General features: G+C 72.1%; 16 protein-coding genes. 6 read left to right on the top strand and 10 right to left on the bottom strand.

What is annotated here, in order from left to right:
- Positions 1-2,127 precede the first annotated feature (2,127 nt).
- A complete protein-coding gene (locus JGS22_RS23015) occupies positions 2,128-2,412 on the top strand; it encodes a hypothetical protein (protein WP_216815126.1) in 285 nt (94 codons plus the stop codon).
- Here the strand turns inward: JGS22_RS23015 and JGS22_RS23010 are convergent.
- From JGS22_RS23010 to JGS22_RS23000, 3 genes are all read right to left on the bottom strand, one after another.
- Entirely contained in the window at positions 2,331-3,047 is a 717-nt protein-coding gene (locus tag JGS22_RS23010; RefSeq protein ID WP_216815125.1) for a hypothetical protein, read from the bottom strand. The two genes, JGS22_RS23015 and JGS22_RS23010, sit on opposite strands and share 82 nt — an antisense overlap.
- Positions 3,048-3,256: 209 nt before the next feature.
- Positions 3,257-7,405 carry a type VII secretion protein EccCa gene (gene eccCa, locus JGS22_RS23005; protein WP_211039551.1) on the bottom strand — a complete coding sequence of 1,383 codons (4,149 nt, stop codon included), beginning with the start codon at positions 7,403-7,405 and terminating at the stop codon, positions 3,257-3,259.
- 122 nt (positions 7,406-7,527) lie between these two features.
- The gene (locus JGS22_RS23000) at positions 7,528-7,992 is read right to left on the bottom strand and encodes a WXG100 family type VII secretion target (RefSeq protein ID WP_211039550.1); all 465 of its coding nucleotides are present in this window, start codon (positions 7,990-7,992) and stop codon (positions 7,528-7,530) included.
- A 251-nt stretch (positions 7,993-8,243) separates the two neighbouring features.
- On the opposite strand from JGS22_RS23000, the gene JGS22_RS22995 reads away from it, so the two are divergent.
- Positions 8,244-8,873 carry a hypothetical protein gene (locus JGS22_RS22995; protein ID WP_211039549.1) on the top strand — a complete coding sequence of 210 codons (630 nt, stop codon included), beginning with the start codon at positions 8,244-8,246 and terminating at the stop codon, positions 8,871-8,873.
- A gap of 355 nt (positions 8,874-9,228) precedes the next feature.
- On the opposite strand, the gene JGS22_RS22990 is transcribed toward JGS22_RS22995, so the two are convergent.
- The 5 genes from JGS22_RS22990 to JGS22_RS22970 form a co-directional block, all read right to left on the bottom strand.
- The gene (locus tag JGS22_RS22990) at positions 9,229-9,555 is read right to left on the bottom strand and encodes a WXG100 family type VII secretion target (RefSeq protein ID WP_211039548.1); all 327 of its coding nucleotides are present in this window, start codon (positions 9,553-9,555) and stop codon (positions 9,229-9,231) included.
- A gap of 136 nt (positions 9,556-9,691) precedes the next feature.
- The gene (locus JGS22_RS22985; RefSeq protein ID WP_211039547.1) at positions 9,692-12,478 is read right to left on the bottom strand and encodes a right-handed parallel beta-helix repeat-containing protein; all 2,787 of its coding nucleotides are present in this window, start codon (positions 12,476-12,478) and stop codon (positions 9,692-9,694) included.
- 148 nt (positions 12,479-12,626) lie between these two features.
- Positions 12,627-13,973, bottom strand: a complete 1,347-nt coding sequence (gene eccD / locus JGS22_RS22980) for a type VII secretion integral membrane protein EccD (protein WP_211039546.1) — start codon at positions 13,971-13,973, stop codon at positions 12,627-12,629.
- A 39-nt stretch (positions 13,974-14,012) separates the two neighbouring features.
- Positions 14,013-14,327: a WXG100 family type VII secretion target gene (locus JGS22_RS22975; RefSeq protein ID WP_211039545.1), complete on the bottom strand. Its 315-nt coding sequence runs from the start codon at positions 14,325-14,327 to the stop codon at positions 14,013-14,015.
- A gap of 60 nt (positions 14,328-14,387) precedes the next feature.
- Positions 14,388-14,750 (bottom strand): WXG100 family type VII secretion target, encoded by a 363-nt coding sequence (locus tag JGS22_RS22970; RefSeq protein ID WP_211039544.1) that lies wholly within the window; start codon positions 14,748-14,750, stop codon positions 14,388-14,390.
- A 412-nt stretch (positions 14,751-15,162) separates the two neighbouring features.
- Between JGS22_RS22970 and JGS22_RS22965 the strand changes: the two genes are divergently transcribed.
- Entirely contained in the window at positions 15,163-15,843 is a 681-nt protein-coding gene (locus tag JGS22_RS22965; protein ID WP_211039543.1) for a TetR/AcrR family transcriptional regulator, read from the top strand.
- 425 nt (positions 15,844-16,268) lie between these two features.
- On the opposite strand, the gene JGS22_RS22960 is transcribed toward JGS22_RS22965, so the two are convergent.
- Together JGS22_RS22960 and JGS22_RS22955 are read right to left on the bottom strand one after the other, a co-directional pair.
- Complete coding sequence (locus JGS22_RS22960) at positions 16,269-17,300, bottom strand: sugar kinase (protein WP_211039542.1); 1,032 nt, start codon at positions 17,298-17,300, stop codon at positions 16,269-16,271.
- Positions 17,297-17,905 carry a bifunctional 4-hydroxy-2-oxoglutarate aldolase/2-dehydro-3-deoxy-phosphogluconate aldolase gene (locus JGS22_RS22955; RefSeq protein WP_308405859.1) on the bottom strand — a complete coding sequence of 203 codons (609 nt, stop codon included), beginning with the start codon at positions 17,903-17,905 and terminating at the stop codon, positions 17,297-17,299. Before JGS22_RS22955 ends, JGS22_RS22960 begins: the two co-directional genes overlap by 4 nt.
- Positions 17,906-18,480: 575 nt before the next feature.
- Between JGS22_RS22955 and JGS22_RS22950 the strand changes: the two genes are divergently transcribed.
- From JGS22_RS22950 to JGS22_RS22940, 3 genes are all read left to right on the top strand, one after another.
- Entirely contained in the window at positions 18,481-18,879 is a 399-nt protein-coding gene (locus tag JGS22_RS22950) for a VOC family protein (protein WP_211039540.1), read from the top strand.
- Positions 18,880-19,516: 637 nt separating this feature from the next.
- On the top strand, positions 19,517-21,175 hold the full coding sequence (locus JGS22_RS22945) for a nucleic acid/nucleotide deaminase domain-containing protein (protein ID WP_211039539.1): 1,659 nt from the start codon (positions 19,517-19,519) through the stop codon (positions 21,173-21,175).
- A 1-nt stretch (position 21,176) separates the two neighbouring features.
- Entirely contained in the window at positions 21,177-21,812 is a 636-nt protein-coding gene (locus JGS22_RS22940) for an SUKH-4 family immunity protein (RefSeq protein ID WP_211039538.1), read from the top strand.
- Positions 21,813-21,831: the final 19 nt, after the last annotated feature.

Raw genomic sequence — 21,831 nt, 5'->3', positions numbered from 1 at the left:
ACCCGCCCGCGGCGCAGCCGACCACGCAGCCCACCACGCCGGTCGCGCCCCCGACCGGGCCCACGACAGCACGCAGGGACGCGGCGGCGACCGACAGACGTCCAGTGGAGAGAACCTGCCGAACACGGGCGGCACCAGGCCCGAGGGGTCGGCCACACCCGTGGTCGGACCCGGCATGTCCGACGGGCCGGGGCGCACCACCGGCCCCGACTCGGGCCAGGCACCGCAGTCCGGCCAGTCCGGGCCGGCGGGTTCCGGCCGGGGCGGCGCGTCGACTCCGGTGACGGACCGGACGGACGGCGCGTCCGGCCGGCAGCAGGACGGCTCGGCACACGCTGCAGTACATGGCGGTGTTCCGCCCGTAACGCCGCTGCAGCCGGCTGCAGCGGCGTTACGGGCGGAACACCGCCATGTACTGCAGCGTGTGCCGAGCCGTCCTGCTGCCGGCCGGACGCGCCGTCCGTCCGGTCCGTCACCGGAGTCGACGCGCCGCCCCGGCCGGAACCCGCCGGCCCGGACTGGCCGGACTGGCCGGACTGGCCGGACTGCGGTGCCTGGCCCGAGTCGGGGCCGGTGGTGCGCCCCGGCCCGTCGGACATGCCGGGTCCGACCACGGGTGTGGCCGACCCCTCGGGCCTGGTGCCGCCCGTGTTCGGCAGGTTCTCTCCACTGGACGTCTGTCGGTCGCCGCCGCGTCCCTGCGTGCTGTCGTGGGCCCGGTCCGGGCCGCTGGTGGTGTCCCTGGTGGGCTGCGTCGTGCCTCCGCCGCCGCGCGACTCGTCCGGACCCGAAGCCGGGGGCGCGGCCGGGGCCTTGGTCTGCGGCGGCCTGCCCGGGGCGGGCGGCGGGTTCTTCGACGGCCCGGTGCCGGGCGGTGCGGCGGTGCTGCTGCCGGGGTCGGGTGCGCGGTGCTCCGATCCGCCCTGGCCGTGCGGTGAACCACCGGGCGCGGACGGCCTGTTGGTGTCCGTGCCCGCATGACCGTCGGGGCGTCCGCCGGGACCGCGGCCACCGTCCGACGTCGGCGTCTCCACGTAAGTGGTGGTGCCGTCGCCCTGGTTGGAGCGGAGTCCGCCGCCGGGACGGTCCGAACCGCCGCCGCCCGGTCCTCCGGTGGAGTTGCCGTCCTTCAGGTCGCCCATCGTCGCGGGCCGGTCGTGACCGGGGCCGGAGGGGCGGGCAGGGGGCGCACCCTGGCCGTCGCCCGTACGGTTCGGGCCGCGCTCCGGGCGCGGACCGGTGGTGCCGTACGGGTCCTTCTGATCTCCGCCGAGCCGCCTGCCCTCGTTCTGGAAGGGGTCCGAACCGAGGGAGCCGCCCTGCTTCGCACCGCCGTCACGGGTCGGCGGCGCGGGGACCGGTGTGCCGTGCGGGTTGTCCTGCGGTCCGCCCAACCGGCGCCCCGGACCCGCCATCGGATCCGAACCCCCCGAACCACCACTCCTCGAATCACCACCACGATCCGGCGCCCCCGGCGTCGGCGTACCGTACGGATTCTCCTGCGAACCACCCAACCGACGACCCGGACCCCCCATCGGATCCGAACCCCCGCCGCCCCGCGACTCGCCGTCCCGGCTCGGCGGGCCGACCGGAGTGCCGTACGGGTTCTCCTGCGAACCGCCCAGCCGTCGGCCGGGTCCGGGCATGGAGTCCGAGCCGCCGGAGGAGCGGTTGTCGTGGGTGGCCGGGTAGTCGTGGCCGCGTCCGGTGGGCGTCGGACCCGGGCGCCCGCCCGTACCCGGCGGGACACCGTCCGAACCAGGGCGCGACACCGGACCGGGTGTCACTCCGTCAGAACCCGAACGCGAACCCGGACCGGGCGCAGCCCCGTCGGAGCCGGGGCGCGAGACCGGGCCGGGCGCCACTCCGTCGGGGCCCGGGCGCGAACCGGGGCCGGGCGTGACGCCGCCGCCGTTGCCGGGGCGCGAGACGGAGTCCGGCCCCAACCCGCCGCCGGGGCGGCCGTTGCCGCCCGCGGGAACGCCGCCCGCAGGTGTGCCTCCCCCGTCGGGCCTGGCGGCGACCGGCGTGGGGGTGCCCTGGCCGGGCCCTCGGCCCGGTGCGGGCATCGGGGCCGGCGGCGGCGCTGCCTGGGAGTTGCCCGGACGGCCGCTCTGCGGAGCGCCGATGTCTCCCCCGCGCTCGCCGCCCGCGGGCCCGCTGCTGGTGGCGCGCGAGTCGTGCGCGGAGACGTTGCCGCCGATGCCGGCGGCCGCGCCGATCACCACAACCATCGCCGGGATGAGCGGCGGCGCGGTGATCGGCGCGGCCGCCGGCATCGGCGGCAACATCGGGCTGGGCGCGATCGGTTCGGGCATCGCCGGCACCGATTACCAGGTCGACTGGGAGTCCGTGGCCTGGAGCGCGGGCATCGGCGGATTCGTCGGCGGCATCGCGGGCGGGCTGGAGTAGAGGCCGCCCGCGATGCCGCCGACGAATCCGCCGATGCCCGCGCTCCAGGCCACGGACTCCCAGTCGACCTGGTAATCGGTGCCGGCGATGCCCGAACCGATCGCGCCCAGCCCGATGTTGCCGCCGATGCCGGCGGCCGCGCCGATCACCGCGCCGCCGCTCATCCCGGCGATGGTGGTGGTGATCGGGCCCATCGCGGAGGCGACCCTCGCGATCACCGGGAGCAGCGTGGCGATGATCCTGGTGACCAGCGACAGCAGGTTGCCGATCATCGGGCCGAGGTAGAAGAAGATGGCGCTGAGGATGGCGCCCAGGATGTCCGCCCACATGGCCGCGTTCAGCTTCTTCGCGTACTCGTCGGCGGCCTCCTTCAGCTGGTCTGCGTAGCGGTGGATCGTCTGGCCGACGGTCCACGCGGTCTCGGCGGCGGCGTCGATGTTGCCGGCCAGCGCCCCGGTCCAGGCGAGCCTCGCGGCGTTGCCGGCCGAGCCGGTCATGCCGAGGCTCTCGACGTGGCCGTCCACGGCGACCCGACGCTCGTGCAGCTCGTCCCCGAGACTGATCCAGGCGTTGCCCAGGGCGTACATCTCGTCGAGCTTGATCGTGTCGAGTACGGAGTCCGCGTCTGCTGCCATGGTGGGTACCGCTCTCCCTGGGCGTACTGCCTGTTGCGCTGCGGGTGTTGCCGTGTGAGTGGTGCTGTGGTGCGGGTGGTGCTGTGCGGGCCGTGCTCAGCGGTGGTGCTGTGCGGGCCCGGGTGGCCGGTGCGGGCTCACCCGGCAGCGCGGGCGGTGGTGGTCCCCCGCAGGTCGAGGTCGCCCCCCGGGGAACCGGCTGCGACGCCTCAGCTGCTCAGTTCGGCTGCGGGCGGGGACGCACCCGCGGAACCGTCGCCGCGGGCACCCTTCTTCCGCTGCTCCCCCTGCTCGCTCTGCTCGTCCACCGCGACCTGCATGAGCACCGGTTCCTGACTGCGGCGCACCAGCGTGCCGCGGCCGGGCCGGGTGCGCCTGGCGCGCTGTTCGCCGATGAGCACACCCTCGCGGTGGTCTCCGGAGAGCAGCAGCCCGTCGGTCCCGACCTCCTTGAGCTTGCTCATCACGGGGTCGGAGAGCAGCGAGCGGGCTGCGCCGCCGACCCGCCGCGCCAGCACGAGGTGGAAGCCCAACTCCTCGGCCTGCGGCACGAACTGGGCCAGCGGCGCCAGCGGGCCGCTGCCCATGCTCCCGCCGGCGAGGTCGTAGTCGTCGGCGACCACGTACAGCTCCGGTCCCTCCCACCAGTCGCGCGCGGCGAGTTGGGCCGCGGTGACGTCGGCCGGGGGCATCCGGCCGCGGAGGGTCTCGGCGAGCGCCTGCGCCTGGGCGGCGACGAGCTCGGCGTTGCCGCCGCGTGCGCCGAGGTACTCCTCGGGCACCGTGTCCAGGAGGCTGTGCCGGTAGTCGACCACCATGAAGCGCAGTTCGCGCGCGCTGCGCTGGGCGGCGAGACCGCGCATCCAGTTCCGCAGGAAGGTGGTCTTGCCCGCCCCCGAGTCGCCGAAGATGACGAAGTGCGAGGAGCCGTCCGTCAGATCGAGACCGACCGGACGCAGATCGGACTCGCGCAGACCGACGGCCACCTCGCCGTCGCCCAGGCCGCGACCGTGCCCCTCCCAGCGCTCCGCGGGGTCGGGGGCTCCGATGGCAGTCAGCTCCCGGACGGTGATCCGGTCCGGCAGTACGCGCAGTGCCGGAGCGGCGGCCTTCGACCAGCTCTCCGCGAGCCGGGCGACCAAACGCCGTTCGGCGGCAGCGAGTTCGTCCGTGGAGTCCACTCCGTCCAGGCGGGGCAGCGCGATCTGGTGGATCAGTCCGGCGGAGACCAGTCCGCGTCCCGGTACGCCCCGGCCCAGCGCCCTGGCGGTCGGCCGGCTGATCTCGGACTCGGTCGGATCGTTGAGCCGCATCTCCATCCGGCCCGGGATGTTGTCGCGCAGGCTGACGCGGATCTCCGCCCAGCGGTTGGCGGTCAGCCACAGGTGGACGCCGACGCCCAGGCCGCGGGCGGCGATCTCGGTCAGGGTGACCACGGCGTCCTCGTCGGCGGCGTGCAGGGCGGCCCAGTTGTCGACCACCAGCACGATGTCGGCGGACCGTACGCCCTCGGGCAGTTCGCCCGCTGCGCGGCGCTCGCGCAGCTCCACAGCGGACTGGATGCGCAGATCGTGGAACATCTGCTCGCGGGCGGTGACCAGCCGGCTCACCTCGGCGAGCGTGCGCCGGATGCGCTCCTCGTCCCGGCGGCCGGCCACTCCGGCCATGTGCGGGGCGTCGGCGAGTCCGTGCAGGCCGCCGCCGCCCATGTCGATGGCGTAGAACTGCAGCTCGTCGGGGGTGTGGGTGAGCATGGCGCTGAGCAACGCGGTCCGCAGGAAGGTCGACTTGCCGCTCTGCGGCGCACCGACCAGGGCGAGGTGGCCCTGCCGTCCCTCCAGGTCCATGACCAGCGGACGCTGCTCCTGTCGCGCGGGTACGTCCAGTACGCCGACGGGGAACTTCAGCCGCCCGGCGTACGGCCACTGGGGACAGCGCAGCCCGAGCTCCGGGTCGGGCTCGGCGTCGCCGAGCAGCGGGTCGAGGGGCACGTGCGCGGGCAGCGGCGGCAGCCACACCTGGTGGCCGGGCGCGTCCTCGTTGACCAGACGGTCGACGGCGATCTGCAGTTCGGTGGCGCCGCCCTCGGGGTCCCACTCCCAGCCCGGTGTCTCCTCCTCGTCGGCGACGATCGGCGGCAGGTCGCCGTACACCTCGTACGCCACCGGCAGGGCCGCTCCCGGGGCGGCCTCGGCCTCCTGGTCGCGATAGGACGCGGAGACGTGCGCGACACGGAAGCGCTCGTAGATCGACTCGTCGACCTTGAGGTACGCGGAGCCGGGCAGTGCGGGGAGCGTGTAGGCATCGGAGGTGCCGATGACGGCGCGGGACTCCGCGGCGCTGAAGGTGCGCAGACACATCCGGTAGGACAGGTGCGACTCCAGTCCGCGCAGCCGGCCCTCCTCCAACCGCTGCGTCGACAGCAGCAGATGCATGCCGAGGGACCGGCCGACCCGGCCGATCTGGACGAACAGGTCGATGAAGTCCGGCTGCTGGGAGAGGAGTTCGCCGAACTCGTCGACGATGATCAGGAGGTAGGGCAGCGGTTCCAGCGGTTTGCCGTCGACATCGGTGGCACCGGAGGCGTGGCGCACCTGGTACTCGCGCACCGAGTCGACGTTGCCGGCCTGGCGCAGCATCTGCTGGCGCCGCTGCTGTTCGCCCTGGAGCGCCTTGCGCATCCGGTCGACCAGGGCCGTGTCGTCGGCGAGGTTGGTGATCAGGCCGGAGACGTGCGGCAGTTCGGTGACGCCCGCGAAGGTGGCGCCGCCCTTGAAGTCGACGAGCACGAAGGCCAGATGCTCGGGTGCGTGCACCAGCGCCAGGCCGGTGACCAGGGTGCGCAGCAGTTCGCTCTTGCCGGATCCGGTGGCGCCCACGACCAGTCCGTGCGGCCCGATGCCGCCCTGTGCCGACTCCTTGAGGTCGATGTTCAGCGGCTCGCCGGTGCCGGTGACCCCGATCGGGACGCTGAGCAGCTTCCGGTCGTCCGGAGCGCGCCGGCCCGCGGCCGGGTCGAAGGCGGCGATGTCGGAGAAGCCGAGCATGCCGGAGAGCGAGACGTGCTCGGAGAGGACCTGCTCGCGTTCTCCGGACAGCCTCAGCGGCGCCAGCGAACGGGCGGTGGCCGCCAGCACCCCGGGCGCGACGGTGTCCACGGTGGCCTTGTCCACGGTGGCGTACAGCTGGGAGGAGCGTCCCTCCAGGAGCAGCGCGCCGCGCGCGTCCGTACGCGCGCGCACGTCCACACGGCCGGGCTCCGAGCCCTCCTCCTCGACCAGGCAGACCACGTGGACGCCGAGGTCGGGGCCCGCTTCGGTGATGAGGTCGGCCAGCAGCGAGGAGCGGGCCCAGTGTGCCTTGGGGTCGTACTCGTCGAGGAAGACCACCAGGCGGCGGCGCGGGGCACTGTCGCGGTGCACGATCAGCCGGCTGGAACGCTCGGCGCGAGCGGCGGCGGCCTGGTCGTAGGCGGTCTGGAGATGGTCCCTTATCCCGGTGAAGTCGTCGGCGAGCAGCGGGACGATCTCCTGCTCGCGACGTTCCTCGTCGCTGTCGGGCTGCTGGGTGTGCGGCAGCCACTTCGCCCAGTCCCAGCCCGAGTGGCCGCCGGTGACCACCGCGACGCGTACGTCGTCGGGGGCGTGCAGCACGGCGAGTTGCACCAGCAGGTTCTGGGCCAGTTCACGGGTGCGCGCACGCGGACCGAGCAGGCTCACCACGCCGGAGCCGCTCATGTCCAGCCAGGCCGCCTGGCCGTCGACGGTGCTGTGGGTGCGGACCAGTTCGGCGGCGGCGTGCTCGCAGGAGATGTCGATCTCGACCGTCGGGTCGCTCGGCTCGGAGGTGGTGAGGGTGTGGGAGAGCGGCGCGGTGCCGGTGCCCAGCCGCAGATGGAGGAAGTCGCTGTCGCCCGGGCGTCGTTCCCAGATGCGGCGTCGGCGCGAGGCGACGGCCCACAGCCGCTCGGGGTGCGGATGGCGCCAGGCGTCGGCGGTGCGCTGGGCGGCCTTGGTCCGCAGGGCCTGCTTGCGGATTCCGGCGAGGTACTCCATGTACCGCTCGCGCTGGCGGAACTGGTTGCGTCGGCGGCTGCCGCGCATCTGCATGCGCACGCCGATGGTGATACCGACGGACACCACGACGAAGGCGATGCCCAGCAGGATCATCCACGGCCGGCCGAAGGCCACCATGTACGCGGCCATGCTCACGCTGGAGAGCAGCGGAAGCAGGATCATCAGCCAGGTCGCCGCGCCCTGCGGCTGCGGGCGCTGGGGCGCACCTGCGAGTTTGGTGCCGCCCTCCGGCGTCGGCGGGGGCGTCATACGGACGGGGCGGTGGAAGGGTATTCGACTCACGGTGGCTGCCTAGCGGGACGGTCGGGGGTGCTGGGGCACGTGCTGCGGAGGTGCTGCGGTGCGGGAGTGCTCGGCCGCGGCTGCGCGCGGCGGCGGGCCGGGTGAGCGGCCCACCGGGGACGTCACTTCGGGAAGGTCAGGGTGACGGCGGTGTTGTTGGTGTTCGTCTCGTTCTCGGGCTTGTCGGTCGGGTACTCCTCCTTCGACCCGCCGTCGCCGTCCTCCTCCGGCTGGAGGCCGTCGTGGAAGTCCGTGAAGATGGAGGTCACTCCCCTCTCGGCCTTGCTGAAGTTGGCGGCTGCCCGGTCGAGGCCGCCGGAGAGAGCGGACAGGACGCCCTTGCCCGGCTCGTCCTCGGTGCCGAACAGCCGGGTCATGACGTGCATCCACTGCTTGTTGACCGCTTCGGCGTCCGTCGCCGCCTGCCCCTGCCAGGCCACCCGCAGTGCGCTCAGCTCGGTGTTGATGGTGCCGAGGCTGTCCGCGACGTTCTGGGACAGGGTGTTCAGGGTCTTGGCGGTGGCGCTCATGCCGATGGGAGAGACGTTGATGGTGGAGGTGTTGTAGTCGGTCTCGCTGTCACTCATGCGGTGCCTCTCCTTCGGTCTCTGACGGTCGCTTCGTTCGCTTCGGTCTCTTCGCTCGCTGAAGTGCTGGTGGACGGCGCCCAGAGCTGCGGGTCGTCAACTGCCCGACGCCACCCGCACGCTGACAAATAGCCATACAAGTGATAAACCTGGCGCGGGTTCCTCGGGGCTGTCCGCCGGCAGCCCGCAGACCGGGTGCCGCCGCCACCGAGCGCCGCCCGAGGAGCCGCGCGAGAGACCAGGGAGACGCCGTGACCGAGCCGATCGAGTCCGAGTACGACGAAACACCGTTGGCGGAGCCCGAGGAGGGGGAGGGCGAGGAGGAGACGACCGAGGACAACGGCCGGGACCTGGCGTACATGGTCCCGGAGACCGAGGTCGCCTGGGACGAGCTGCCGTCGTTCAACGACGACCCCTCGGACCTCTCCGAGGACTCCGGTGACGGCGACCAGGACGAGAACAGCGACCCCTCCGCCGACTTCAAGATGGACCTCTCGACCCTGCGCACCGCCGAGACGTCGATACTCGCCGAGGCCAACGGCGCCGTCGACAAGTACGAGGAGGTGCGTGCGCTGGTCGCCTCCGTCAAGGACACCGTCTTCGGGCAGGGCGCCACGTCCAAGGGCGACGGGGGCAGCGGCCACACCAGCCTGTCGGCGGGCTACAACCCCTCGGCCGACAAGGAGACCAAGAACCCCTTCGCCGAGGCCGGTGAGGCCTTCGGCGCCGAGATGAACCCCGCGCAGGAGCGCGCCCTGCTCCAGGTCGCCAGCTCGCTGAACAAGCTGGGCGAGTACATAGCCCGGCTCAACCACTCCGGCCAGGTCTACGCGCAGGCCGACCGCCAGTCGCACTTCCCCGACCCGCCGCCCACCACCTGAGCGGGCGCACCGCCTCGCGTGCTCCGGGCCGCGGCCGGCCGCCGGCCCGGAGCACGCGAGGCGTGCGCGGGCCCAACGGGGAGCATCCCGGCGGGAGTTCGACCGGACGACGTACGCGGCCGGCGCGGGGGCGTACGCGGCCGGCGCGGTGCGGCGCGCGGCCGGAAGGGCGACGTACGGGCCCGGCGCGGGTGTGTACGGGGGTCGCACGGCGGCGCGGGAACTCCGGTACCGGCGGCCGGAGTTCGGCATGCGGCGGGCCGGCCCCGGGGCAGCGCGGCCCGGCCCGGGACGGCGGCCGGCGGCGCCCGGGGCGGGGCGTGCGGCATGCGGCGCCGGGCGGCGTGAGGGCGCGTCAGACACCCGTGGGGTTCCCGTCGCCCAGGTTGTTCAGGTTGGTGCTCTCCGCGTCGAGGTAGTTGCGGTGGCTGGTGTCCATCCGGTTGACGATGTCGTCCAGCAGCGTCTCCAACTCGTGCTCGACGGTGTGGAACCACTTCTTCACATCGTCGAAACTGCCGTGCGCCGGGCTCGACCAGTCGTCGGCGATCTCGTTCATCTTGCTGTCGATCGACGCCATCGTCTCGGAGATCGACTTGGACTGCTTGCGGACCACCTCGGTCGCGGACTTCAGGTCCGCCAGGTGGGCACGCCACTCCTCGATCGACACTTCCTGCGCCATCAGCCCAACACCCGCCTCTCGTCCATCGGTTGTGCTCTGCCTGCCGTGTGCTGCGGAAGCTCAGAGGGCTCCGGATACTCAGAGTGCTCCGCAGGGCCGTGCGTTCCTCCCGACCACCCGCGGCGTTCGCGGGGGCTCACCGCACCCCTCCCGACGGCAGGTCGTCGGGCAGCAGGGTGGTGAGCACCGCCGCGTCCGCGTCGGCGAGGTCGAGCGCGGCGAGGTCCAGCTCCGACACCCGCTGCGCGTGCCGCTCGGTCATCCGCTGGAAGACCTGCCGCGCGCTGCGCCCGTTGCCGAACTGGTCGCCCCTGGGGATTGCCTCGAAGTGGTCGTGCAGCGCCGCGGCGGTCTCCGGCGCGAGCGTGTACTGGTGGTCGGCCGCCTGGTGCTCGACGATGCGCACCAGCTCGGGCGAGGTGTAGTCGTCGAAGTGCAGGGTGCGGGTGAACCGTGAGGCAAGTCCGGCGTTGGACTCCAGCAGCCGGTCCATGTCGCCCGGGTAGCCGGCCACGATGACCACCACCTCGTCCCGGTGGTCCTCCATCAGCTTGACCAGCGTCGACACGGCCTCGGCGCCGAAATCGGTCATCTGCCCCTGCGGCACCAGGGAGTACGCCTCGTCGATGAAGAGCACGCCGCCGAGTGCGCGCCGGAAGACGGCGGCGGTGCGGGGCGCGGTGTGGCCGACGTACTCGCCGACCAGCTGGCCGCGGTCGGCCTCCACCAGGTGCCCGCGCTCCAACAGGCCGAGCGCGGCGAGGAACCCGCCGTAGAGGCGGGCCACGGTGGTCTTGCCGGTGCCGGGGTTGCCCGCGAAGACCAGGTGCCTGGAGAGCGGCGGCGGTGCGAGCCCGGCGGTCTCGCGGACCTTGACCATCTGCATCAGATTGGTCAGCGTCACCACATCCCGCTTGACGCCGTCCAGGCCGACCAGGCGGTCGAGTTCGCGGTGCAGCACAGCAAGTCTGGCCTCCGCGCTCTCCTCCTCCTCGGAGTTCCGGTCGTCGGTCTCCGAGGACTTCGCGTCCGCGTCGCCGCCGCCGGTGCGTCCCGGGACGGCGACCACGGTGACCCCGCCGGTTGCCGCACCGTCGCGGACGACGGTCAGCCGGGGCTCGGCAACGCCCTCGACCCGGCAGTCCTCCGCTCGGATCTCCGCCTCGTCGTCGCTCAGCAGATCGGACTCGGAGCCCTCGACGGCGCACCGGCGCAGCAGCAGTCTGGCGCGTGCGCCCGCGTAGACGGCCGGGAAGCGGCTGCCGGTGAAGAGGCAGTCCTCGTACCGGCCTTCGCCGCCCTCCTCGACGAAGAGCGCGTTCTTCGCGGCGTTGGCGATCGTCAGCCCGCGCACACGCGGACGCGCCCCCGCGCGCACGACGACACCGCTGCCGCCCGCGCCGCGGATGGTTCCGCCCTCGACGACCGGGGTGCTGTCCTCCTCCAGCAGCAGCCCCGAGCCGCTGCCGGGTGCGATGGTCAGGTCCTCCAGCAGCGCTCCGGTGGCACGGCCCACCCGTACCCCGCTGTCGGTGCTGCCGGTGATCTCGCACTCCGTCAGCAGCGGGCGGTGGTCGGTGCGCAGCCGTACGCCTTCGCGTCCGCCGCGGACACGGCAGTCGCGCAGTTCGGCGTCGCCGTCCTCCACACAGACGCCGCTCAGCTCCGCGTCGCTCACCTCGCAGCGCTCGGCCAGCAGCGCGGCCCGGCCGGTGACACGTACGCCGTGTTCGGGAGTCGCGCCGACAGTGCAGTCGCGCAGCCGAGTGCGGGCCGCACCACCGAGGTGGACGGCGGTGTAGGTGCTCTCCCGGACGGTGCAGTCGGTGAGCGAGACCTCCGACTCCCCCACCGCGTACAGGCCGTTGGCGCCGGTGCGGGCGAAGGTGCAGCCGGTCGCGGTGACGCGCGCGGTCTCGCTCACGACCAGTGCGGTGTCCTGGCAGTCCACGGCCCGCACCGAGACCAGTTCGGCGGTTGCCTGCGCGGTGGCCAGTACCGCGGCGCCCTCGGTGTGGTGGATGTGGCAGCCGTCCAGCAGCACCGCGCTGGTCCCGTCGACCAGCGCTCCGGCGCCGGTGGTGCGCAGGATCTCGCAGTTGCGCAGCCGTACGCCCTGCTCCGCCCGGGCGGAGGCGGAGCCCGAACCGCCCGTTCTGGACGCGGACGCGGCCTGCAGTGCCGCCTGCCCGGCCTGCTCGCGGTGCTCGTCGCCGCCGGGCAGGCGTCCCGCCCGGCCACGGGTCCACAGGCCGGGCCCGCCGGATCCGTGCAGTCGGCAGTCGCGGAGGTTGGCGGTGGCGTGGTCCTCCACCAGTACGGCGACGGTCCCGCTGGCGCGTATCTCGCAGCGGGTGAGGGTGGTGTGCGCACCGGCTGTGGCGCGCACACCGCAGCCGGTGGCGCCGTCGACCAGCCCTTCGGTCAGTTCGACCCGCGCCTCGTCCTCGACGAAGACGCCGTCCCCGGTGCAGTCCGAGACGGTCAGGTTCTCCAGTGTGGTGCGGCTGGCGCCGGTGAGGCGCACTGCGAAGCCTTCGGCGCGGCGCACTGCGCAGTCGCGCAGCAGCGGCGCCGCACCGCCGGTGACCTCCAGGCGGCCTCCGGTGATCTCGCAGTCGTGCAGCGCCGGTTCACCGTCGCGCAGCAGCACCGCGGGCTCCCTGGGGGTCCCGGCGGAAAGGTGGAAACCGCGGAGCTCGACCCGGCCGCCGTGCACGGTGACGGCGGGGCCACGGGAGGCGACCAGCCGCACCTCGCCCTTGGCGACCAGAGTGACGTCCTTGTCCAACACCAGGCTCTCGGTGTAGGTGCCGGCCTGCACGGTGATGACGGCGCCGGGCGCGGCGGCCCTGACCGCCGCGCCCACTGTGCGGTGACCGCCCCAACTGCCGGGGGCGACCCGCTGTCCGACCGCCTTCACCGGCCGCGCTCCCACGCTTTCCCGCAGCGGCCCGGAAAGCGGGGCGCCGTCGCGGGGACCGCCTGGACCGGGGCCCCGGGGCCGGCGTGAGGCGCCGTCGCGGGAACGGCGTGCACCGACGCCCCCGCGGCAGGCGGGCGCCCGCCGGTCACAGCCCGCCCCCGAGGTTGGCCAGCCAGCCGAAGAGGCCGAACACCGCTGCGGTCAGCGGCAGACTCGCCACCGTGAGCAGGGTGGTGACCGCGCCGGGCCAGGTCGGGCGCTCCGGTTCGATCGGGCGCAGCGCCGCGCTGAAGGCCAGGAACAGCCCGCAGACGACCAGCACCGCGCCGCCCCCGAAGGCGGCAAGCGGCCCGAAGGCCGGCGAGCCGAAGAGGTACTCCGGCACACGTATCACCAGCGCCAGCAAACCCACCACACCGGCAGCCAGTTGGGGCACCACGGCGGTCAGCACCCGTACAGTGCCGGCCTGGAGCAGCAGCCCGATGCTCACGACCGCGGCGAGCGCCAGCCCCGCCCCGCCGCGGGACGAGGAGAGCACGACCAGCGAGACCGCGAGGGCCGTACCGGTCACGACGCTCAGCAGGGTGAGCAGCCCGTTGCCCCGGCGTACGACCGCGGCAACGTCGTCGTTGTCGATCAGCGGCGCCCCGGTGTCCGGTCCGGAGGGCACCAGCACCGCGATCTGGCTGGTGACGCGCGGCAGCAGCGTGGCGAGCAGGAAGAGCACCATCGCGACCACGGCGGCGGCGCCGGTCGTTCCCGCGCCGAACACGGTCAGCGGCAGGACGAACAGCGCCGCGAGCGCGGTGAGCGCCAGCAGGACCGCGGTGGACGGGGCGGGCAGTGCGACCAGTCCGAGCAGCGCGCCCACCACTGCGGTGACCGCGACCAGTACTGGTGTGGCGGTCGGACCCTGGATCGGCGAACAGAGTCCGACACAGGCCATCAGCGGGCCGGCTGCGAGCGCGAGCAGCTGGCGCACCGCGGAAGGCAGTGGCCAGTTCTTGCGCTGGGCGTACCAGGCCAGCAGCGGCACGGTCAGCGCGGCGAGCGCGAACAGCACCGCGGCGAGCGCCGCGAGCCGGTGCGCGCCGAGCCATGCCGCGGAAACGACCATGACCAGCAGCCCGGCACCCAGCACGCTCTGGGCACGGCGCCGGCCGTCCCACAGCGTCTTGTCGTCGCGGGCGTCGGCGACCTGGTCGTCCAGGTCGGTGACGGTCAACTCGCCGAGTTCACCGGCCCGATGGTCGTGCAGATAGAGGGTGGCACCGTCGAGGATGCCCGCCTCGGCGAGGGATTCGCCTGGCGCCAGCGGCTCCGCCCCCGGTTCGGCCAGGGACCATACGGGCGGTTTGGCCTCGGGTTCGGACTGGCCGCACAGCGTGGCGAGCCTGGGTGCGTACTCGGCGATCGGGGCTCGCGCCGGAAGCGCGAGGTCCACACGTCTGCGTTCGCCGACCACGGTGACCCGGCAGCGTTCATCGGGCACGGGTTTTCCTTGTTGTCCGGCGGCGGTGGCCGCTGCGGGTCAGCTGCGCCAGGTGGAGATGTTGGACCACTCGGCTTCGCTGTAGTTGTTCCAGTTGACGTTCATGGCGTGGGCGATGCGCCCGAGCACGCCGTCGGGACCGAAGAGGCCGTTGGCGGCCATGTCCCAGTTGTTCTGCATGTCCTGGTAGTACGTGGCGGCTTCACTTTCCCGCCACGCCTCCGAGAGGGGCGCCAACTTGGACTTCAGCGCCTGGAGTTCGCCGGAGATCTCGCCGGCCCGGGTGTTCAGCGTGGTGCCCGCTGCGGCGAGCCCCTCGCCGACGTAGATCTGCGTGCCCTCGATGTTGGCCATGCCTAGCTCCTCGAAGTCGCCCCGATCCGCGGACCGAGGGGCGGGTGGCTCGGTGTGGGATCAGTTGAAGTTCGTGGACGGCGGCTTCGGCACGTCCGCACCCAGTGCGGTGAGGTTGCCGAGGTTGCGCTCCTCGGACTCCTTGTAGTTCACGTACGTGCCCTGGAGGCCCTTGGAGATGCCCTCCAGCGCGTCGTGGAGCATCCGCGCGTAGATGTCGTACTCCTGCATGAGGGTCTGGAACTGGCCGTGGGCCATGCCCTGCCAGCTCGCTCCCAGACTGGTCACGTAGGTCTTCAACTCGGCCAGCTGACCGGAGATCTCGGTCGCTGTCGCGTTCGTGCTGGTGACGGCGTTGGCCAGGTACTCCGGAGTGACCCGGTACGTGACACCGCCGACGTTCACGGAAGGCTGGTCAGCCATAAGTGGAATCCGCCCCTCTCGCCTGGTTCGGGATGCAGTCAAGCACCGTCGTGGATCAGGCCGGAACGCCACGAACCCCACTGAGCAGAGGCTGAGCACGTTCTGAGCGCAACTCATGACGAAAAGCCCGTACCCGCGAGCATCACCGGGGCTGCGAAGGCGGCGGACGGTACTGTGCGGGGCACGGAACCGGCGTACCCGCGACGGTCGTTGCCCCAGTTCGGGCACGGGGCACGGGCGCGGCAAGAGGCGTCGCCGCACGCCCGCGGAGGCGTCGGGGACCCGGATTGGGCAGCCCCTCAACACACTGGCAGCAGGCGTCACTTAATGTCACTATGGCACTCGATGTAGCGCGGCGGACGAGGAGCGACGGATGGCCGGGGTGGCGTCGCCCGGTCGCGGGCGGGGTGGCATGAGCGAACAGCGGCGCCACCGGCTGCGTCTGGAGATCTCCCGCGAGGCCGCGCGCCTGTTCTGGGCCCACGGTGTGGACGGCACCAGCGGCGATCAGATCGCCGACGCGGTCGGCCTCTCCACCCGGACGATCTGGCGCCACTTCCGCAGCAAGGAGAGCTGCGCCGAGCCCATCGTGACGCAGAGTGTGGACTGGGAGATGACCACGCTGCGCGAATGGCCGGCTCACCTCTCGCTGGAGGAGCACTTCGAGGAGCGTTCTCGCCGCTTCGCCCGCGAGGCCGACGCCTCGGCGGCGGCCGACATCGGCCTGGGCGTGCGCATGATCCGCCTCGGCGACAGCGAACCGGCCATCCGCACGGCCTGGTTGATGGCGTGCGACCAACTGGAGCGCGAGATGGCGGAGATCATCGCGACCCGACTGCGGTCGACCGCCGACGATCTGGAGGTACGTCTGCACGCCGCGGCGGCCTCGGCCTCGCTGCGGGTGATCAACGAGTACATCGGCGCTGCCCTGCTGGACGGTGCCGATCCCCGGGAGTTCGCCGACAGCCCGGCGCGGATCGCACGGGCGGTCCGTCGGGCGACGGCGGGCGCGGTCGGCGACCCGGTCCAGCCGGGCCCCGGCTCCGGCCCCGGCCCCGCAGGGCCGAGCGGCGCCCGCGACGGGGTCGGCTGAGCGGACCGAGCGGTGGGCGAGGCGGCCGGCGCACTGGTGAGGACGACGTGCCGGGGCGACGCACCGTGGGGCGGACGTACGGGTCGGGGCACGGGTCGGGGCACGGCTCGGCGGGCGCTCGTTGGGCCTGCACGCGGCCCGGGGCTCTGGTCGTTGGCTGCAACGCCCGTACGGGGAGGGCAGGTTGAGGCGGTCCGAGCCGGGGTTGTCGGGGCCGCGCGACGGACACCGGGACTCCGGTCCCGGAAGTCGCGGAGCGGGCGAGAGGCTCGGCGAAGGCGGCTCACTCGCTCCGACCGCCTCGGGGTGGACGGGCACGGTGGTCGGCCGGACCGGCCGGTTCGTACCCGCGCCGCGCGTACGGAGGTGCGGGCGCCGAGGAACGCACACCTTCGTACGCGCGGCTCACCCACGAGGGCCGCGGCTCAGCGGGAGATGTCCCCGGAGCCCAGGAGCCCAAGCTCCTCGTGCCGCGGCAGTCCGCGCCACTCCCCCTCGGAGCTGACCGAGAAGGCCCCGCACACCGCGCCCCGGCGCAACCGGCCCGGCACGTCCTCGCCGTCCAACAACGCGGAGAGATAGCCGGCCACGAACGCATCGCCCGCGCCGACCGGGTCGACGGAGGTCACCGGCAGCGCGGGCTGCCGGTGCTCACCGTCCGCCGACAGAACGCAGGCGCCGTCCGGGCCGAGCTTGACGACCGCCTCGGCGGGTCCGAGCGCCCGGAGCGCCCGCGCGGCGCACGCCGCCTCGTCCCCGGCCCCGTCCCGCTCCGGGCCCGAGGCCCCCGAAGTCCGGAGTTCGGGCGCGTCGGCCGGGAGTTCGGGCGCGGGGACCGGGGTGACCAGCGCGGCCTCCTCGAGGCCGGCGAAGACCACGTCCGTCTCGGCCAGCAGCTCGGTGAAGACCTCTGCGGCACGGTCCTGCGACCACAGCAGCGAGCGGTAGTTGAGATCGAACGAGACCAGGGTGCCGGAGGCCCGGGCGGTACGGGCCGCGAGCCGTACCGCCTCCAGCGCGCTCGCGCCGAGCGCGGGGGTGATGCCGGTCAGATGCAGCACGCGTGCGCCGCCGACGAGCCGCGGGTCCACATCGTCCGGACCGAGCCGCGAGCCGGCCAGCCCCTCGCGGTAGTAGCTGATCCGCACCCGGTCGGCCGTACGGCTTTCGCGCAGCATCAGCCCCGTCGGCCGGTCCGGGTCGAGACGCGCGGCGGAGACGTCCACGCCCTCTCCGCGCAACGTGTCCAGCAGCACGGTTCCGACCGCGTCCGCACCGACCCGCCCCACCCACGCCGCACGGTGGCCGAGCCTGGTCACCCCGATCGCGACGGTGGCCTCGGCACCGGCCAGCCCGAGCCGCAGGGTGCTGCCCTCGCGCAACGGTCCCGTCCCCCGGGCGCCGAGCAGGCCCATCACCTCGCCGATCGTGACCAGTTCGGGCTGCGCGGCGTTCATCCGAGCGCTCCGAGAAGCCGCTCGGCCCGCTCTCGCAGAGCTGCGAGGCCGCCGCCCTCGCAGGCGTCGCCGAGGAGCGGCGTACCGAGGCCCACCGCGACCGCGCCGGCGCGCAGATAGGCGGCGGCCTCCTCGATCCCCACTCCACCGGTCGGCACCAATGGCACCTGCGGCAGCGGCGCCCGTACCGCGCTCAGATGGGACGGGCCACCGCTGCCGGCGGGGAAGAGCTTGACCATGCTCGCGCCCAGCCGCCAGGCGGTCAGCACCTCGGTGGGGGTGAACGCCCCCGGCAACACGGCCACTTCGAGCCTGCGCGCCTCGGCAACGACCTCGGGCACCACCGCCGGTGAGACGACGTACCGTGCCCCCGCCTCCACCGACAGCTCGACCTCCACCGCGGTCGTCACGGAGCCGATGCCGAGGTGGAGGGTGTCCGGGGCGTCCGTCGCCATCTCGCGCAGGGCGTCCAGCGCACCGGGCGTGGTGAGCGTCAACTCGACGACTCCCACACCGCTTTCGTGCAGGGTCCGGGTCACCTCGGCGAAGCGCGAGGCGGTCGAGGAGCGCAGGATGGCGATCGCGGGTGCTGCGGACAGCGCCACCTGCAGCTGCCCGTCATGACGCGGAGGGTCCTCCCCGCTCGTCGGCGGCACCGCGCCGGCGGGAGTAAGCGGCCCGGGGTGCCCCGGCGTCGCGTTCGGGCTGGACGCTGTCGGGCTCGCGGCACCCGAAGGGGTCCGGTCCTGGTCTGGGCGCATCTGCTCCATCCACTCTCTGGCCGCCGCGCCCTGGAGTGTGCGCGGCTCTCCGCCGCGCGACCGCGCGGCTCCGGGGCCGGCGACTGTGCCGGCCGTACACTTCTGCGCCCGCCGCACCCGGACGCGGGGCAAGGGTCGGCCCCGGGCCAATGGTGCCCGGCCGGCGGCGCCCGGCGCCACTGCGGTGCGGTTCGGTTCGCTCGGCCGCCGACCCCGACCTCCGCCTCCGCCTCCGCCTCCGGGCGCCGCCAACTGACCTCGTTTGGAGGGCGGTTGGCCTGCCAGGACCCTTCTCGCCCGGGTGCGAGACATTTCTTGGAGGAGGAGCGATGAGTTCCGCCGACCCCGTCCGTCTGTCCCTCCGAGAACAACCGCCCCGCCGCACACCGCGTCGGACAGCTCAGGGATCGGAACACGTCATGGCACGCAAGATCTTCGTCAACCTCCCCGTCAAGGACCTCCCGGTGGCCAAGGAGTTCTTCGAGAAGCTCGGCTTCAGCATCAACCCGGACTTCAGCGACGAGAACGCGGGCTGTGTCGTCATCAGCGACACCATCCACGTGATGCTGCTGACCGAGACGCTCTACCGGACCTTCACCCCCAAGGACATCACCGACACCGCCACCTCCGGCGAGACGATCCTCTGTCTGAGCGCCGACAGCCGCGAGGAGGTCGACCGGCTCGTCGAGATCGCGCTGGATTCCGGCGGCAAGCCGATCGGCGAGACCCAGGAGGCCGAGGCGATGTACGGCCGCGCCTTCCAGGACCCGGACGGCCACCACTGGGAGGTCATGTACATGGACATGAGCGCCGGCTGATTCGGGGCGCACCCGCAGGACCGACCCCGGACGGGCCGGTCCCGGACGGCTGTGGCGGCGACCCGTACGGGGGGCGGGTCGCCACCACAGCCGCCCCATCCGCACGGAGCACGTCCGGTGCGGGTACAGCGCCGCCCGGTGCGGGTACGCGGCTCAACTCGCGCGACTGCCGACCGGCGGTCGGGTCGCCGGTGCAGTCGCAGTCGCAGTCGCAGTCGCAGTCGCAGCAGCGTGCTCCTCCGACGTGCCACCGGGCGGCGAACCGCCGCTGCCCGGCTCCTCTGATTCCTCTGATTCCACGTGGGTCACGCCTCTGACTTCCCGCCGCGGCAACAGCGTTCCTGTGAGGTGGGCCACCGGACACCCGCGCCGGACGAACCGCGACAGCGGGCACGAGAGAGCCGCCACATCCGGCCATAATGGCGCCCGCCAGTTCGCCGGTGTAGCGTGCGCTTCCCCCACTGTCGGCACGCGCCGGCCCTGACACTTCACCTCATAAGCCGTGTACAGCCCCGAAGTTCGCTACTCACCGCGACCGGGCGGGCCCGCTGCCGCGTGGCCGTATACAGCAGCGGACTCCGCCCCTCCGTCCTGACCTCGGTTAGCTTCACCCTGCACATCTGCCTGGGGGGGCTCTATGGGTGTGGTACTGCCGGAGTGGGCGGACGAGGTCCTCGACCTCATCGGAATCGCCTGGCCGAACGTTGACGAAGACGACTTCCGTGAAATGGCCACTGCCATGCGGGAGTTCGCCACCGCACTGGAGACCGGGGGCGCAGAAGCACAGCAGGCGGTCAACGCCTTTCTCGAATCCAGCAGCAGTCCGGCGATCGACGCCTTCGGCACTCACTGGAACAAAATCAACGGCCAGCATCTGGCCAACCTCGCACAAGCCACCCAGCTCGCCGCAACGGCCGCCGAGATCGCCGCCTATCTGATCACCGCGGCGAAGATCGCGGCCCTGGTCCAACTCGCGATACTCGCCGCCCAGTTGATCGCTGCCGCAGCAGCCGCGCCGTTCACACTCGGACTCTCCTCGCTCGGTGGAGCAGCAGCCGTCCAAGCCACCCGGATGGTCGTCAAACAGCTGCTCAAGGAGGCGCTGCGGGCCATCGTCGAACAGGTCGCCGCCATGGCGCTCGGCCCGGCGTTCGAGGCGCTCGGCTCGATGGCGGGCGACCTCGCCATCCAGGGCGCGGCCACCGCACTCGGCGCGCAGGACGGCATCGACCTCCAGCAGACCGGCCAGGCGGGCAAGGACGGCCTGCGCGCCGGACTCGACGGCGGCGACACGGTCATGGAGCTCAACAGCGCGGGCGGCGGGCCCGCGACAGGCTCCAAACGCCCGATGCAGTACAACCTGGACGACCTGGACGAACTCGGCCCGAAACTTGCCAAGTTGGGCGAGAACATCACGGCCGACAGCAACTCGAAACTCGGCCGGGCGAAACGGCGCCAGAGCAGAACCCGAGGCAAGGACGAACTCGCCGACGCCGCCAACGAAGGCCTGAGCAAGGCCGTCGACGGCATCGAGACCGGCGCGAAGAAGCTCGGCAAACACATGGAGAAGGTCGTCCCCGACGGCCTCAAGAAGATGTCGCGCAACCACCGCGACAACGATAAGGACGCCGCCCTCTCCCTCGACGCCCTCGGCAAGCGCACCGACAACGGCACTCCCATGTACCTCATGGGCGACGACGGCAGCATCCGCCGCCTGCGCCCCGACGGCAGCACCGCCGACCTCACCCCCGACGACAAAGCCCGCATCGGGCTGTCACCGGAGAACATCGGCAGACCCAGACCCGGAGAGGATGAGGCCAGATTAAGCCAGGGAACGCCGGGCAACCGACCAAGCGTACAATCCACCGAAGTTCCATTCGGCAGCACGGATCTCTCCAGAGCGACACAACTCGCCAGGCATTCGCAGGAGTCCTACGGCAACAACAAGGAAGGAAAAGACTTCCGCAGCAACAACTACGCCGCATCCCGAATCACCGGCGCCGGAGATTCCAGTGACTTCATATTCGTGACGCGCAGCAACGGATATCGACACTCCGAGCGCATGGTGATGCCTTTCATCAGGGAAGGACAGGCGGATCGGTTAACGGCGATGTATTCGGAGCGAGAGCCATGCACCACCGGTGCACAGTGCAGCGCATGGATCAAGGAGAAGTTCCCTCACGCCGACATCACACACAGCGTGGAGTACGGCGCCTCCGAGCAATCGAGACAACGCAGCAAAGAAGTAATGCAAGACTATCTCAGCACCCTGAGAGCAAACAGAGAGCATCGGTGATATGGGAATCACACACGAAGACCTGCTCCAAGTGTTCAACGAGGAGGAAATTTCCCGACGCGACCGGATCGAAGGCGTGGACACAGTGGACCCGTCCACCCTCCACGCGCTCCAGAACATCGGCGTTCCCACGCCCCCGAGCCCCTGGTTCGAATACGTCGAGGACCTGGGATCCTCCGAGACGGTTATTGAGATCGACGAACCCACTCGGCAGTCTGGAGGAATTACATCCTCCGCTCTTCTGTGCATCGCCGAGATCCCCTATGACACGATCGTACTGGACCCGGCGGACGGAAAGGTCTATTGCGTACCGAGCGGAGGTTCGATCTATCAGCTCAACACGTCGCTGGAGAACTACATTCACTTCACGCTCATCCTCCACCAACACGCATTGCCGAGGGAGAAGGACGGGGAGTGGGACCTCGACGCACAGGATTCGGAGGCCGCGAGGCAGCAAATCCAGCACCTGTGGCGCGAAGTGGATCCTGCGGCACTCGGGATCCGTGAATCCGCCTGGTACAGGGTTCTTCTGGACTTCGTCGACCCTGAGGCTCACCACCATTCGGACGCGGTGACATATCCATACCCACACTTCGAAGAAGACCTCATTCGCACCCACGCGGGCGAGAACAGGTGAACTGCGAGGCTGACACGGG

It is taken from the genome of Streptomyces tardus (genome assembly GCF_018101125.2).
Taxonomy (GTDB): domain Bacteria; phylum Actinomycetota; class Actinomycetes; order Streptomycetales; family Streptomycetaceae; genus Streptomyces; species Streptomyces tardus.
Note: the sequence above shows the minus strand (reverse complement) of the source record. Positions and strands in the feature narration are given on the sequence as shown.

Excerpts from the sequence above, each read along its gene's own strand:
- JGS22_RS23015 (WP_216815126.1), top strand. The coding sequence starts at position 2,128 with ATGTCTCCCCCGCGCTCGCCGCCCGCGGGCCCGCTGCTGGTGGCGCGC.
- JGS22_RS23010 (WP_216815125.1), bottom strand. The coding sequence starts at position 3,047 with ATGGCAGCAGACGCGGACTCCGTACTCGACACGATCAAGCTCGACGAG.
- JGS22_RS23000 (WP_211039550.1), bottom strand. The coding sequence starts at position 7,992 with ATGAGTGACAGCGAGACCGACTACAACACCTCCACCATCAACGTCTCT.
- JGS22_RS22990 (WP_211039548.1), bottom strand. The coding sequence starts at position 9,555 with ATGGCGCAGGAAGTGTCGATCGAGGAGTGGCGTGCCCACCTGGCGGAC.
- JGS22_RS22975 (WP_211039545.1), bottom strand. The coding sequence starts at position 14,327 with ATGGCCAACATCGAGGGCACGCAGATCTACGTCGGCGAGGGGCTCGCC.
- JGS22_RS22970 (WP_211039544.1), bottom strand. The coding sequence starts at position 14,750 with ATGGCTGACCAGCCTTCCGTGAACGTCGGCGGTGTCACGTACCGGGTC.
- JGS22_RS22965 (WP_211039543.1), top strand. The coding sequence starts at position 15,163 with ATGAGCGAACAGCGGCGCCACCGGCTGCGTCTGGAGATCTCCCGCGAG.
- JGS22_RS22960 (WP_211039542.1), bottom strand. The coding sequence starts at position 17,300 with ATGAACGCCGCGCAGCCCGAACTGGTCACGATCGGCGAGGTGATGGGC.
- JGS22_RS22950 (WP_211039540.1), top strand. The coding sequence starts at position 18,481 with ATGGCACGCAAGATCTTCGTCAACCTCCCCGTCAAGGACCTCCCGGTG.
- JGS22_RS22945 (WP_211039539.1), top strand. The coding sequence starts at position 19,517 with ATGGGTGTGGTACTGCCGGAGTGGGCGGACGAGGTCCTCGACCTCATC.
- JGS22_RS22940 (WP_211039538.1), top strand. The coding sequence starts at position 21,177 with ATGGGAATCACACACGAAGACCTGCTCCAAGTGTTCAACGAGGAGGAA.